We start from the raw sequence: 14,451 nt of genomic DNA, 5'->3' as shown, positions 1-14,451 counted from the left end.
ACGATGAAGGCAATTATCTTAGCTGCTGGCGTTGGACGACGCTTAGGTAAAGACGGGCAAATCCAACCCAAATGCTTACTGAAGTTTAACGGCAAATCTCTATTAGAGCGGCATTTTAACAATCTCCGTCATTACCAAATTGATGAAGTAGTGATTGCTGTGGGTTATCAAGCAGAAAAAATTCAGGATGAAATCAAAGCATTAGGAGCCGAAAGTTGGGTCAGTACAATTTATAATCCTGACTATACCAAAGGGAGTGTAATCAGCCTTTGGACTGTACGTCAGCATTTAGTTGCTAGCGATGAGATATTATTAATGGATGCAGATGTATTGTGCGATCGCTGCATCATCGAACGATTGGTAAAGACAAATCTCCCCAATAGCTTTTTATTAGATCGGGATTTTGAACCGGGAGATGAACCCGTGAAGCTTTGCGTTAGAGATAATTATCTAGTGGAGTTTCGCAAACAAGTAGCTCCTGGTTTAGCTTATGATTTTGCGGGTGAGTCAGTGGGATTCTTTCGTTTTGAAAGTGCTGTTGCTCGCCGTCTTGCGATTCGCACAGAACAATATGTTGCAGACGGACGGGATAATGAACCTTATGAAGAAGTAATTCGGGATCTGCTCTTAGAAACTCCAGAAACATTTGGCTACGAAGACATCACTGGATTACCTTGGCTCGAAATCGATTTTCCCCAGGATATTCAACGCGCCCAAAACGAGATTTTACCTCAGATAGAAGTCGCAGAACATATCTGAAAATATCTTTGAAAGAATTCAGGAGTCAGGAGTCAGAATTCAGGAGTCAGTATGAAATTATTTGCTACTAGCGGGTGAATTGAGGGGTTGAAAATACCCATTAAATATCCGATTTAGCGGTCAAAAACATAGTGGCGGTTTTGAATCTCCCACTAATTGATTCTAAATTCTGAATTCTGAATTTTGGCTTCTGAATTCTTCTTTAATTATTAGTATAGGTTGAAAAAAGCAGAATAAATGCATCAAATATTTGCACCCAATGATACCTCTGCAAAATTAAATAAGTGTGCCCAATTACGGTTATTACTAGAATCGCCTCAACTCGACTTCATTATGGAAGCTCACAATGGGATTAGCGCCCGGATTGTGGAAGAGGCTGGATTTAAAGGAATTTGGGCGAGTGGATTAGCCCTTTCGGCTCAGTATGGCGTTCGAGATAATAATGAAGCCAGTTGGACTCAAGTTGTAGAAATGCTGGAGTTTATGTCTGATGTCACCAGCATCCCGATTTTATTAGACGGGGATACTGGTTATGGCAACTTTAATAATATGCGCCGCCTGGTTAAGAAGTTAGAACAGCGAGGTATTGCTGGAGTCTGTATTGAAGATAAGCTGTTTCCCAAAACCAATAGCTTTATCAACGGTAGTCGCCAAGCTTTAGCTGATATTGATGAATTCTGCGGCAAAATTAAGGCGGGTAAAGATAGTCAAACAGATGCAGATTTTTGCATCGTCGCCCGACTCGAAGCTTTGATCGCCGGCTGGGATCTTTCGGAGGCTTTGCGCCGAGCTGAAGCTTACCACGCCGCCGGAGCAAACGCCATCTTAATTCACAGTAAATCATCGCGCCCCGATCAAGTGCTAGCCTTTGCTAAAGAATGGGCGGGCCGTTCTCCGTTAGTATTTATACCGACCAAATATTACAGCACGCCTACTGATGTTTTTCGGAAAGCGGAAGTTAATTTGGTCATCTGGGCAAACCATCTGATTCGAGCTGCTGTTGCTAGTATGCAAGCGATCGCCCGCGAAGTGAAAGCCAGCGAAACTTTAATCAACATTGAAGATGATATTGCTCCTGTAAAAGAAATCTTCCGGCTACAAGGAGCGGATGAACTCCAAGAAGCTGAAAAACGCTATTTTAACAACGGACGACAAAATACCCAAGCGATCGTTTTGGCTGCTAGCAGAGGCCAAGAATTAGCCGGATTGACGCAAGATAAACCAAAAGTAATGTTACCCCTTGGAGGTAAACCTTTACTCAGGTTGTTGGTAGACAAATTCAAGAAACTTGCTATCAATGATATTACCGTTGTCGCCGGTTACAAAGCAGAAACTATCAATGTTCCGGGGACTAAAGTCATCCGCAACCCAGATTATGAAACAACCGGAGAATTAGCATCCTTAGCCGTAGCTCAAGCTAGTTTTGGTGAAGAAATGCTGGTGCTTTACGGCGATTTACTATTTAGAAGCTACATCCTGCGAGATTTATTAGAATGTCCCGGAGAAATTGTGGCTGTGGTTGATTCTGTTGCTAACAACAAGTCTGTTAGCGGTTCACCTGACTACGCCTATTGCTCAGTTCCAGACGATCTTTCTCTGTTTGGACAGGATGTCAACCTGTTGAACGTTTCTAAAACCACACAAACGCAATTAGGAAAGTCTAGCGGACGCTGGATTGGGATGTTGCGTTTGCGGAGTCAAGGTAGACAATGGGTGAGTGAAGCACTCAATGAATTGCAAAAACGACCGGAATTTAACAGTCTGGGTTTACCAGAATTATGCAATTATTTAATCGAGCAAGGCAAACCGATCAAGGTGCTTTATATTCGCGGTAACTGGTTAGATGTTAATTCTTTAGACGATCTTGACCTTGCTTTTCAATTGAAACAATAGGGAGTGGGGCATTGGGCATTGGGCATGGGGAATTGTGAGGTTGAAGTTTTGAGTTTTAAAGCTCAAATAATAATCTTCCTTCTCTAATCCCCATGCCCAATGCTCGTCCATCGGTGAGCAGAAAACATGCTCCTCGCTTCAGTAAATTTACTATTTGATTTTGATAGACTGAAAAATAATTAAGCTTCTAAACGAACTAGGATAATTATGGATGGTTTAATACAAGATAAGTTAACAAAGCTAGCCTATGGGCGCATATTGAAAAACTCACGAAATAATATGATTTGGTCACAAGATAGGTTAGCTGAAAAGTGTCATACCTGTCGAAGGACTATAGTAGCAATTGAAACGGGAGAAACTTCTCCTAATCAACTTTGTCGAGAGGCATTTGCCAAAACTTTATCTAATCCTCTGCTTGAATACTTTCCACAGTATTCTATTGGACAATTTGAGCAGCGATTAAAAGTAAGATTTAAATATGAAAAAGAAGCTACAAAATATTTTCTAAAAGTGTTGCCATTAAAAGATTTAAATAGTTTCAAAGAGGTTTTCTATTTATATAAAAAAGCATATCAAGAAAAAGATAATTCATTAATGATTGTTTTGGACGAGTATCTTCATACGTGTATTATGAATGCTCATCCTAATGAATATGCAAAAAGGTTAGTAGAACGATATAGACAAGATTATATGGATTTTTTCAAAATTTGGATTCCTCAACTAAAATTTAATATAACAATTGGACAAAATGCAATTCATTTGGAGATTTTTCAAGCCATACTTGATCTAAACCAAGAAAGATTAAGTAACGCTATTGATTTACACTTAAGTAATTCTCTTAATGATATTGAGAAAATTACAAAATTATTTGAAAAAAAAGTAATCTCTTATTTGTGAGCAGATTTAATTCTCATTTAAACCTTTTTGAAACTCAAGTCGTTTATTATCGTAAAAAGTGAATTCACTCGGAGTTATTATGAGTAATCAAACTCAAAAGCCAAATAATAAAATTCAAAATTTTTTAATATTTCTACAAATCATTTTTTATCTAAGTGCAACAGGGAACTACTTATTGCAGATGCAAATTAATGCCAATCAGGATTCTAATAAAAATAGTCCCAAAAGTAGCGAGCCTGTCACCAGCAGTCATGCAAGGTTTGAGACTTTGGTAAGAAAGGGTTACAAAAATAAAATTGATCTTTGACCTGAAAATTGCTGTAAATTTTTAATTATGATCCAGGCAGAAGAATTTGTAGAAGCTGCGCGTAATCTTGGCTTTGGGTGGTACACAGGCGTACCCTGTTCTTTTCTCACGCCTTTTATTAACTACGTCATCAATGACGTTCAACTTAAATATATCTCCGCAGCCAATGAGGGAGATGCTGTAGCGATCGCAGCTGGAGCCGCAATTGCTGGGAAACCAGCTGTAGTAATGATGCAAAACTCTGGTTTGGGTAATGCAGTAAACCCGCTAACCTCCCTCACTTATATCTTTCGGATTCCGCTACTGCTGATTTGTACTTTAAGAGGCGATCGCTTGTTGCAAGATGAACCGCAACATCAATTAATGGGGCAAATCACAGATAAGTTGCTGCAAACAATGACTATACCTTGGGAATTTTTTCCCACAGAGGCAGCAGAAATAGAACCCGTTCTACAAAGAGCCACAGCCTATATGCAACAAGAACGCTGTCCTTATGCTTTAATTATGCGTAAAGGAGCGATCGCCCCCCATGCACTCACCCGTTCTTCTATCCCTGAACGAGAAAATAGTAATAGCGCTCATATTCAGCAAAGCTTTTTTCGCGATCGCAAACAACAACGCATTTCTCGCAGCGAAGCATTAGCTCGGATTGTAGAACTCATCGATCCAGAAAACACTGTAGTAATTGCCACCACTGGATATACGGGACGCGAACTCTTCGCCAGTAAAGACAGTGCTAATCAGCTTTACATGGTCGGCTCGATGGGCTGTGCTTCTTCAATGGCATTGGGACTATCTTTAGCACGTCCAGACCTGAAGGTAGTAGTAATTGATGGCGATGGCGCAGCTTTGATGCGAATGGGTAATTTTGCTACCATCGGCACTTATGGCGGTGCTAACTTGACCCATATTCTCTTAGATAATGAAGTCCACGATTCCACAGGCGCACAAGCCACCGTTTCTGCGGGTATCTCCTTTGCTAAAATTGCCGAAGCGTGCGGTTACGGTGTTACATTAGCCGGGGATGACCCTGCCCTTTTAGATGCTTTATTTACCGCAGATGCTAATACCAGACCTAAATTCGCTCATTTAAAAATCCGTCCCGGAACTTTAGAAAAGCTACCCAGACCCAACCTCACCCCAGAAGAAGTTTTACAACGTTTCATGAAACATATTGGTAATTCGTAATTAATAAATTAAAAGTACAAACTCTTAATTTATTAATGACAAATGACAAATGACAAATGACAAAATGATTTTACTAAATCCCGGCCCCGTTAATTTGAGCGATCGCGTCCGAAACGCCTTATTACGTCCCGATTTATGCCACCGTGAAGTAGAATTTTCTCAACTTCAAAGCCGAATCCGCGAACAGCTACTTCAAGTTTATGGGCTTGGAAGCGATTGCTGGGCAGCAGTTCTCCTGACCGGTTCTGGAACCGCCGCGATGGAAGCGATGATTAGTAGTTTAGTACCCACAAACGGAAAATTACTAGTCATTGAAAACGGTGTATATGGCGAACGACTTTCCAAAATCGCCAAAATCCACAGCATTAATTACATCACACTTTCCCATCCTTGGGATGCCGAAATAGATATCAAAGCTTTAGTCAAACTCCTAGATGAAAACACCGACATCACCCACCTTGCTGTCGTCCATCACGAAACTACTACCGGCCGCTTAAATAATTTGGCAGAACTTGCCCCAATTTGCCAAGAACGCCGTATCAAACTATTAGTAGATGCAGTCAGCAGCTTTGGTGCTGAGGAATTAAATTTTGCAGATTGGGGAATCACTGCTTGCGCTGCGACAGCGAATAAATGTCTGCATGGCGTTCCCGGAACGTCCTTTGTTATCCTGCGACGGGATGCACTGCCGTCAGTAGACACGATCCCCCGCACTTTATATTTAGATTTAGCAACTTATTGCCAGCAGCAAGACCGAGGCGGCACACCTTTTACGCAATCAGTACAAACATTTTATGCTTTAACAGAAGCTTTGCAAGAAATGGCAGAAGCAGGAGGTTGGTGTGCTAGACACAACCATTACAACCAACTTGCCAGCTTAGTTAGAGACGGGTTAGCCTCAATCGGAATTAAACCCCTACTTCCTCTTGGCAGTTCATCCGTTGTCTTGAATGCCTACTACTTACCAGACGGTTTCAGCTATGAAGAATTTCACGACCAACTGAAAGCACGAGATTATATAATTTATTCTGGACAGGGAAATTTAGCTCAATCTATTTTCCGAGTCTCGACAATGGGAGCTATTACCCAAGCTGAGATGGAACGCTTTGTTGGCGTTGTTAAGGAAATTATTCGGTAAACTGACTTTTCACTTCAGAAACCTCCCGAAATTACTACTTTGATTCGTGGGCTTGAGCAGTTTGAATCCACCTTTTTTGGCTGAGAACTCGCGGATAAACTTGTGTGTACACCTTAGCCTAAAAGGAGAGAAATTTAGAGAGAGGTTTTCCAGATATTGTGAAAAGTCAGCTTGACGTTGAGATGTGCGATCGCATTTACCAGTGGGAATCATAACAAACAGATTTACCACAGTAAATAATCAATGGCATACCAAAATATTACAGGCTCCCTTTCCCCAGCAGATATTCAAGAAATTAAAGCAGCGTTTGCGACTATCCAAGCAAAGATGCCTTTTCTAGTTACCCTGAGTGCAGAAGAACGACGTAACTTATTTAAGATGGGCGATAAAAGACTAGCTTTTGTCAACACTAGCCTGATTGCTGCCCAGTCTAACAAGGACATTTTACCAGCCAGCTTCGATGTAGATGAGTTTGTGCGGGATTATCAACTAGCCGCCACCCTTACCGAAGTTTTGATTGGACTGCGACAACTGACAGAACAAGTAGATGATACCTTAATGGCAGTTGGTAGCGAAGCAATGGGCAGTAGTTTGACAGTTTATGATTACGTCAAGACAGCTGCGAAGAAAACTCCAGGTTTAAAAAGTCTTGCTGAACAATTAGGCGAACGGTTTAAAGCTATTAAAAAGAAACCTGCTAAAGCTGCTGTCGATTCTTAAAAGATTTTTTAAAAGCCTTTAGTGATGTAGCAAAACGTTTTAGATCCCCCTAAATCCCCCTTAAGAAGGGGGACTTTGACTCCGGTTCCCCCCTTTTTGAAGGGGGGTTAGGGGGGATCTCAAATGACTATGCACCAAAACCTACGCAGTATTGGATAGGGGGTATAAACACTAGAAAATATGACAAAAAAACTCAATAGCAGCAATCACCATTTACCTTACAATCCAAAGCTTGTAGAAAGAGCGAAAGAACTTCGTAAAAATATGACCCCAGCAGAAAAAAAGCTGTGGTATGAATATTTGAGAAATTTTCCATTTCGGGTTTTAAGACAACGACCGATTAATCATTTCATAGTTGATTTCTACTGTCCTACTTTAAAAACAGTGATTGAAGTTGATGGGGATAGCCATTTTACAGATGAAGGTCAAGATTACGATCTAGAGAGAACAAACATTTTGGAAGGCTATAGTTTAAAGATTCTTCGGTTTACAAATAGTCAAGTTTTAAATCACTTTGATAGTGTGTGTGAGCAGATACAGCGTCTGATCCCCCCTAGCACTCCTTAAAAAGCTACGGTACACACAAGTCTTCTAGAGTTGCGCCACAGGCTTTTGATCCCCCCAACCCCCCTTAAAAAGGGGGGCAAAAAGCTCTTAAAGTCCCCCTTCTTAAGGGGGATTTAGGGGGATCTAAAACGTTTTGCTACCGAGGAGAGGAGTTTTCAAATATCCTCTTAACCGAATCGTATTGAGAGTCTCCTAATTTGCAAAACGAGATGTATCTTTTGGTGAATAAACCTCAAAGCTTTGTCGATGAACCTCAGAGCTTCGCCGATGAACCTCAGAGCTTTGTCAATGAACCTCAGAGCTTCGCTGATGAACCTCAGAGCTTTGGCGATGAACCTCAGAGCTTCATTAATGAGTCTTTAATACTCGCTCACGAATATTAAAGGCTCTCAATCAGGAATTAGGAATTGCAAGGTTGTTATTATACTCATAATCTCGTGTATTCTGCCACCTTGCTCCAAACATGGTAACAACTCCCCGCCACCGCAGCAAGCCTTCTCGCTTTATCCTTTATGCTTTAGCTTTCATCCTTTCTTTCCTTTTTTGTCTACCTTGGGTTAGCGCCAAAGAAACCCCCAAACCCAAACCCCAAGATTGGCAGATTAACGGTATAGTAGCAGCTCTTGACGACAGCTACGACAAAGTGAAGGGATATGCTTTTGAGAAATTAGCTGCATATGAACTAAAAGACTTGAAAACCGTGGTTAAGAAACCGGAGAACATAGCACAGAAAGTTGCCAACATCCTCAAAGATGAAAAGGTTGACTCAATTGTTCGTGGCAGTGCGGCAGTGGCATTGAGCAACTTCGGGCAGGCGGCGGCTCAATACATCCCTGAAATCCTGAAATTCCTCAAAGATGAAAAGGTTGCCTCAAATGTTCGTGGCAGTGCGGCAGAGGCATTAGCGAATATCAGAAAACTGGAGTTAAAGGAGGTTGTTGTAATTCTAAATAATATTTATGAGCCTGGTAATTCAGAATACTTAAATTGGCGTTTTCTAACCTATTTCCTGGGTGGTGGCACTGGGGAAGTGAAAACTTTATTGAAATGGCTCGGCTCTCCTCAAGCAACTCCTGACAAACTCTCACATGAGCAAGGCATCAAAACTCTCAACCTATTTCTGCAAACTTGGAATAACAGCCAAGGATTAGAACGCTTACGCAACGACTTAGCCAAGCAAATTTCCGAAGTTGCCGCTAACAAAAACGTTCCTTGGAAATGGCAAGATATTAATTTACTGCAAAGCCATTACAGCAACCTTAAAAAAGTCTACCCCACTGATGCGAATGCGGTGCAGTCAGTAATTAATAATCTGGAATATTGGCGGTGGTTTTTCAAAGCCAGAATTACCATCCTGATTCATGCTGCCTTTTGGCTAGCCCTGATCTTTGCCTACCCCAAATTTCCCCAAGTCCAAGCCATCTTCTTCTGGAACCCTTGGGTACGCCGAATCTTAGGCGTCGGCTATGTTGGCTTTCTCCTCACCTGGTTTCCCCCCTTCCGGCGCAAATTATTTGAACCATTCAAACCTTCCCTATTAGCCGATGCTGGCTTAGATAATTTTTCTGACCAATCATACTTCCCAGAATCTCAAGTCAAAGTTCCCGCTTTCGGAGACATCCTGCCAATTACCAAAGCATTACCCAGTATTCAAGGACAAATTATCTTAGAAGGTGATTCCGGCTTAGGCAAGTCGATGTTTCTCCGTCATCTGTTGAACAACTCCCAGCGCATAGTCGTTTATCTCCCCGCCCAGAAATGTCATAAAGGCGTAATTGAGGCCATCCAAGACAAGTTACACGGCCAAGCACAAGATGCTGGCTTCCTGAAAAATCTGATTTACAGTGGCGCGATAGATATTTGCATCGACGGACTCAATGAAGTCACCGCCGAAACACGCGCTAAAATCTGCCAGTTTGTCGAAAGCTATTTCCGGGGCAACATTATAATGACTACCCAGCCCCTAGAGTGGACACCACCCTCAACAGCCAAGATATATAAATTGCAGCCCCTTGAGCAACAACAAATTCAAGAGTTTTTGATATCCCGTCAGCCGCGACTACCCCAAGATGCCCAAGTTCAAGGTGCTGATTACGCCAAAGCCTGCACCGATTATTTAACAGAAGTCTTCCAACAACAAGTTAAAGAAGAGTTAGATGCTGTCCGCCGAACTCTTTCCAATCCAATGGATCTAACAGTGGTAGCGTTGATGTTATCACAAGGCAAACACCCTAACTTATTTCGCCTGCAAGAACAGCAATACAATTTAATGGCGGCAGAATACCTCAAAGAATGGAATCAAGAATTTCCTTTAAAGAAATTCTCAGCCGCCGTCTACCAAATGCGACTCGCAGACAAACAAGCCTTACCCGCAGACGAATTTTTCCAAGTTGCCATGTCTTTGTCAGACGAGAAATACAAAATGGTAGTCAGCCGTCAGTGGCAAGATAAAAAAGGCGAAGCCCAGAAAGAATGGTACTTCCGCCACGATAAAATCATGGATTTCTTCTTAGTGCAAAACTTTCTCGGCGAAACTGATGCCGCCGAAGGACTATTAGTTGATAGAATGGGCGATCCGCGTTTTCGTGGCGTTTATTTCTTGCTAGCAACCTTACTTGAGATAGATGCAGCCAAAAAACTGCGGGAAGAATTGATTCAATACGCCGCCGACACCAAAGACAATACGGTGAGTAATACTTTCGTGCAGTTATTGCGAACAAGGTAAGAGGGGCAGGGGGGCGGGGGAGCAGGGGAGCAGGAAAGGCGGGATAGAAGCGCAATGTGAGATTTCATTTATTAATAAAGATATAGCTACGGCAAAACTTGTGTGTACACCGTAGCTTTGTAAAAGAGAGAAATAGAAGTGAGGTTTCAAATATCTTTAACAGGGCATCAAAGCATCAAATCTCCCTAGTACTGCCATATCTTCTTCATCTAACTCCGCCGGAATCCCACTGCGAATTAGTTCGGAAAAGTTTTCATTGGGAACCATAACAGTCAACGTGTACAAGCGACTAGAACCAGTATTTTTAATCAAATGAGTCCCAGTGGGAGGTATCAATAAACTATCTCCAGCTTTGATCGTGGTATTCTTGCCATCACACGTGGCGATCGCTTCCCCTTTAAGGACAAAAAACATTTCCACCGCCCACTGATGGCGATTTGGCGGTGTTTGTCCACCAACATCAAAAATTTCTATACAGCAAGTCAAGGAAGTATTCGCATTTGTCGAATCGAAGACAATTGCTAATCGATTAGAGTCGTTGGGACTAATGCGATATACTTGGTAATCTTTAGCAGATTTTATAACCGGAATTACACAACTAGTAGCGTTCATTTATTTATCTCCTTTGAAGTTATCAATGGATATGAAAATTTCTGAAATCTGAGTCCTGAATATTGAGTTATTAGTTGTATCTCTAAATCGCAAAATCACCTGTACAGACGCGATTAATCGCGTCTCTCCTACTCCTCACTCTTTTGCAGCGCTGTTAAAATCGCTTGCGAGTCAGTAACAAAACCGAAGCATTGTTTGACGTTATACAATGTCGCCTGCCAACAATATTCAGGAGAAGTTGTCGCAGTGCAGTCTTTAACCAACACGCAGTCATATCCTAAGAAGTTGGCATCACATAACGTAGTTAGCACACATTGATCGGCATTAATACCAGCAAAAAATAATGTTGTCCTTCCCAAATTCCGCAAGACACTATCTAAAGGTGTATCCCAGAACGCACTCATACGGTATTTATCCACACGAATATCTTCGGGAATCTGTTCTAGCTCGTCTACTACTGCCGCAGCCCAACTACCTGCCATAAGTACTCTAGCACCATTGCTTGGTAGTGGATCGCCCAATCCCACACCTTCCCCTGTAGGATTATAGACGTGGCGCGAACTAGCACTAATATTGAGCAAGTCGGGGCGATTACCCCAATTTATCCAAATGACTGGAACGCCAACCTCACGCAGTTCTGGAAGTAAGTTGTTCAAAGGTTCAATAGGCTGACGCGCTGGAGTTACGTCTACACCGATATGCGCTAACCAGCCATCAGGGTGACAGAAGTCGTTTTGCATATCAATGACGAGGATAGCAGTCTTTGCCAAGTCTAGGCGCAGGGTTTTAGTTTCTGTTGATAAGATAACCGGTTGTGGGGTCTTTTGAGGACGAGTGATATCTGCGATCGCATCATTCACTGTCCACGCATTTGGTGCAACTCCCAATGTCCGTAATGGTAAATTCATAAAATTCCAGTACCCAACACCATTTTCTATTTTGTAACTTGAAATTAAGTTGAGAATACAATTACTTAATCAAGGTTAAAGTTGATCAATTGCGGCAATAATTGATGTTGTCAGGCATGAGAGCTTGATGAATAAAGAGAAACGATCGGTGTTAGCTTTAAAAGCAAAGCGTTGTATGAGAGCAATTCACCATATCGTCAGCAGCAATTACCACCGCGATCAAAATGATGGAATCTTTACCCATTGAGGTACAAGATTGGATTGCAGAGCATCTGCGAGAGTACATTGACGATCTGCAAGATGAAATCAGATGGAATGAATCGTTTCAGAGAACACAATCAAAACTTATTGCTGCTGCCAAACAAGCTAAACAAGAAATCTCAAAGGGGCAAACCACTGCAATGAACTACGACCAGCTATGAAGTCAGCAGTACTTCCCTCCTTTTGGTCTGAGTATCGACAGTTGAGCAGCGAAAATAGGCAAAGTGCCAGGAAAGCATATTGGCTGTGGGCAGAGAATCCATTTCACCCGTCTTTACATTTCAAGTGCATCAATACTCAGGAGGGGATTTGGTCAGTGAGGGTAACGCGAGGCTATCGGGCACTTGAAGTTTTGGAAGAAGACACTGTGACATGGTTTTGGATCGGTAGCCATGACAATTATGTTTCTTTGGGTGAGTCTGTCAGCAGCCTGACACGTAACAGCGATCGCCTGATGGTGTAGATTAAAGTGCCTTGCGGTAAGTAGGCTAACAAATTGCTAAACCATATTTATAAGGAGTTAAGCTTTAAGTTACACATTTTTGTAAGGCGTGGTAAGTAATGCGAAGATCCATCACCATAGCAGTAGTAAGCTTCGTAATCGTGGTAGTTATCGTAGTTTCTCTTGCTGTTCGGAATCTCACTCCTGACAAACAAGCTGAACTTATTTTTACCTTTATCTCCAACCTTTTTGGCACTATTATTGGTGCATTGCTTGCTTACTTAATTGCGCTCAGTCAATTCAGGATACAGTCAAACTCAGAAGCAAAACAAAGGCGAATTGATACGGCATTCGATTTTCATCGAGAGTTGGTGAGCGTTGAATTAACTCAGGCACGAAGTGAAGCTAACAAGCTCTTTACAAACTATATAACTGCACGCGATCTAGATGATTTTTATTCCAGCCTACCAGCAGACGAAAAGCGTCCCATCCAAATGGTTCTTTCTTTTTTTCGACGTTTGCAACTGGCAGTTGAATATAACCGTGCTGATAAAGATTTAGTTCGGGAGTTGTTGAGTGGAGAATTTCTTGAGTGGTATCACAAGTGGTTTGACCACATAGTACTAACTGGGTGGGATTCAAGAAAGCAAATGGATAAATTACATGAATGGATAAGACAAGAGTTGTCAAATACTGAGTATGAGTGGCGCCGACGTGAAGCTCTTGAAACACGAAATCAACTTTTATCTCGAACGAATAGTGGTAATGTCAATTAGTTTTTTAGCGGACGGAAACTGCTGATTTGCTAAAGGAAATAGCTCCATGCCAATAATCATTACCCTTCATTAGCCCAGAATTAGAAGCATTACTACGTGACAAAGTTGCTCGGCAAGGTCAAGATGTTAGTCTTGTCGTGCCTGAGTTGCTTACCAGTGTCCTAGAGTGGGAAATACAAGAATCAGAGGAAGCTATAAAGTGCATTCAACAAGGATTTGATGATTTTGAAGCAGGACGCTTCCGGTCTTTTCATGAGTTTGCCCAAGAATAGCGTCGCAAGTATAATCTGCCACCGAACAAATCATTGCACACGATCGCTTAGAGATTATATCCTGGGTATTCAATATTATCTGCCACCAGTTATCTTGGTCGTTATGTCGTTGTGTGTATCTTTATATAGTGAGTAAATTTCAGGATTGGTTCTGGGAAATCAAAGAGTGCGGACAAGGCCCTCACTACTACTTCAATGCCACTTTTGCTTTGTCTGATGCTGAACGCCTTGCTGCTTTGGTGCGCCAGCATCCACTGTCAGGTTTTGAACATTGCCACTTTGTTGGCAAATTAATCAATGCACCATGTGGAAACTCCAATACTCCAGGTTCTTACGATTTGTATGTTGACCAGAGCAACTATGCTGAAGTTATGTTGGGTATACAAAGAGATGAGCCTATAATTACTGTTGCACGTTATACCTGGCAAATCATTGGTGTTTGCGATCGCAATTTTGGCATTGAGTCTGGTTATGGTGGAATAACTGGCACAAATAACCAAACTGACACTTCATTGATTGTGGCGCTGGCGCAGTCACCAGAACTCACCTTAGTTGATTGGAGAGTCGTTTCTGGGGGAGACGGTTACGCATTGGTGTTTTTTAGAACTGGCACATCAGCCGCAGAATTGCTTGCTTACTTGCAGATGCAGCCAGAAAAGCCTGACTTCACGCAAATAGAAAAAGAGTTACGTTTAGCTTTATCAGATCCAGCATTGTCTAAAATTTATCGTTTGGGCGAGTGTAAAATCAATGGTTGGCAGCTGGAAGCGATCATTTTGCATAATATTGAAAAAACCACAAGCAGCTATGGTGGCGAAGAATGGGACATGACACCACACACCAGTGAGCTTTCTAAAGTCGCCCAAACTGTTAGCGATAAGTGCAAGATTCCGGGTTGTGCAGGGGGTGCTGCACACGCGCCAAATGATTTTTATACACTCATTGGCAGCCATCTTAGCTTTGGCTACCCGCGCCAAGAGGCGTAA

16 protein-coding genes and 1 pseudogene are annotated in these 14,451 nt (G+C 42.0%); 15 read left to right on the top strand and 2 right to left on the bottom strand.

Annotated elements, in window-relative coordinates; all coding sequences use genetic code 11:
• The first annotated feature begins 3 nt into the window (after window positions 1–3).
• The 10 genes and pseudogenes from RMY32_RS00785 to RMY32_RS00740 form a co-directional block, all read left to right on the top strand.
• The gene (locus RMY32_RS00785) at window positions 4–759 is read left to right on the top strand and encodes a phosphocholine cytidylyltransferase family protein (RefSeq protein WP_322710325.1); all 756 of its coding nucleotides are present in this window, start codon (window positions 4–6) and stop codon (window positions 757–759) included.
• A gap of 237 nt (window positions 760–996) precedes the next feature.
• Entirely contained in the window at window positions 997–2,652 is a 1,656-nt protein-coding gene (gene aepX, locus RMY32_RS00780; protein WP_322710323.1) for a phosphoenolpyruvate mutase, read from the top strand.
• A gap of 207 nt (window positions 2,653–2,859) precedes the next feature.
• Entirely contained in the window at window positions 2,860–3,549 is a 690-nt protein-coding gene (locus tag RMY32_RS00775) for an FCD domain-containing protein (protein ID WP_322710322.1), read from the top strand.
• Between the two features lie 79 nt (window positions 3,550–3,628).
• A complete protein-coding gene (locus tag RMY32_RS00770; RefSeq protein ID WP_322710321.1) occupies window positions 3,629–3,856 on the top strand; it encodes a hypothetical protein in 228 nt (75 codons plus the stop codon).
• A gap of 27 nt (window positions 3,857–3,883) precedes the next feature.
• Entirely contained in the window at window positions 3,884–5,044 is a 1,161-nt protein-coding gene (aepY, locus tag RMY32_RS00765) for a phosphonopyruvate decarboxylase (protein ID WP_322710320.1), read from the top strand.
• 49 nt (window positions 5,045–5,093) lie between these two features.
• Window positions 5,094–6,182: a 2-aminoethylphosphonate aminotransferase gene (locus RMY32_RS00760; RefSeq protein ID WP_322710319.1), complete on the top strand. Its 1,089-nt coding sequence runs from the start codon at window positions 5,094–5,096 to the stop codon at window positions 6,180–6,182.
• A 243-nt stretch (window positions 6,183–6,425) separates the two neighbouring features.
• Window positions 6,426–6,902 carry a hypothetical protein gene (locus RMY32_RS00755; RefSeq protein ID WP_322710318.1) on the top strand — a complete coding sequence of 159 codons (477 nt, stop codon included), beginning with the start codon at window positions 6,426–6,428 and terminating at the stop codon, window positions 6,900–6,902.
• Window positions 6,903–7,082: 180 nt separating this feature from the next.
• Complete coding sequence (locus RMY32_RS00750; RefSeq protein WP_322710316.1) at window positions 7,083–7,469, top strand: endonuclease domain-containing protein; 387 nt, start codon at window positions 7,083–7,085, stop codon at window positions 7,467–7,469.
• Window positions 7,470–7,687: 218 nt separating this feature from the next.
• Complete coding sequence (locus RMY32_RS00745) at window positions 7,688–7,852, top strand: hypothetical protein (protein WP_322710314.1); 165 nt, start codon at window positions 7,688–7,690, stop codon at window positions 7,850–7,852.
• 350 nt (window positions 7,853–8,202) lie between these two features.
• A pseudogene (locus RMY32_RS00740) lies at window positions 8,203–10,194 on the top strand (PBS lyase); the annotation flags it as partial.
• Window positions 10,195–10,350: 156 nt separating this feature from the next.
• Here RMY32_RS00740 and RMY32_RS00735 read toward each other — a convergent pair.
• Together RMY32_RS00735 and RMY32_RS00730 are read right to left on the bottom strand one after the other, a co-directional pair.
• Window positions 10,351–10,806 carry a cupin domain-containing protein gene (locus RMY32_RS00735; protein ID WP_322710312.1) on the bottom strand — a complete coding sequence of 152 codons (456 nt, stop codon included), beginning with the start codon at window positions 10,804–10,806 and terminating at the stop codon, window positions 10,351–10,353.
• A gap of 128 nt (window positions 10,807–10,934) precedes the next feature.
• Complete coding sequence (locus tag RMY32_RS00730) at window positions 10,935–11,714, bottom strand: isochorismatase family cysteine hydrolase (RefSeq protein WP_322710311.1); 780 nt, start codon at window positions 11,712–11,714, stop codon at window positions 10,935–10,937.
• Between the two features lie 191 nt (window positions 11,715–11,905).
• On the opposite strand from RMY32_RS00730, the gene RMY32_RS00725 reads away from it, so the two are divergent.
• The 5 genes from RMY32_RS00725 to RMY32_RS00705 all read left to right on the top strand — a co-directional run bounded on the left by RMY32_RS00725 (window position 11,906) and on the right by RMY32_RS00705 (window position 14,451).
• The gene (locus RMY32_RS00725; protein ID WP_322710345.1) at window positions 11,906–12,136 is read left to right on the top strand and encodes a hypothetical protein; all 231 of its coding nucleotides are present in this window, start codon (window positions 11,906–11,908) and stop codon (window positions 12,134–12,136) included.
• A complete protein-coding gene (locus RMY32_RS00720; protein ID WP_322710310.1) occupies window positions 12,133–12,438 on the top strand; it encodes a hypothetical protein in 306 nt (101 codons plus the stop codon). Before RMY32_RS00725 ends, RMY32_RS00720 begins: the two co-directional genes overlap by 4 nt.
• A 98-nt stretch (window positions 12,439–12,536) precedes the next feature.
• Complete coding sequence (locus tag RMY32_RS00715; protein ID WP_322710308.1) at window positions 12,537–13,193, top strand: hypothetical protein; 657 nt, start codon at window positions 12,537–12,539, stop codon at window positions 13,191–13,193.
• A 137-nt stretch (window positions 13,194–13,330) separates the two neighbouring features.
• Window positions 13,331–13,465, top strand: a complete 135-nt coding sequence (locus tag RMY32_RS00710) for a hypothetical protein (RefSeq protein WP_322710306.1) — start codon at window positions 13,331–13,333, stop codon at window positions 13,463–13,465.
• A gap of 128 nt (window positions 13,466–13,593) precedes the next feature.
• Complete coding sequence (locus RMY32_RS00705; protein ID WP_322710305.1) at window positions 13,594–14,451, top strand: hypothetical protein; 858 nt, start codon at window positions 13,594–13,596, stop codon at window positions 14,449–14,451.

The sequence above is a fragment of the Nostoc sp. ChiSLP03a genome (assembly GCF_034531215.2).
Classification (GTDB): domain Bacteria; phylum Cyanobacteriota; class Cyanobacteriia; order Cyanobacteriales; family Nostocaceae; genus Nostoc.
Note: the sequence above shows the minus strand (reverse complement) of the source record. Positions and strands in the feature narration are given on the sequence as shown.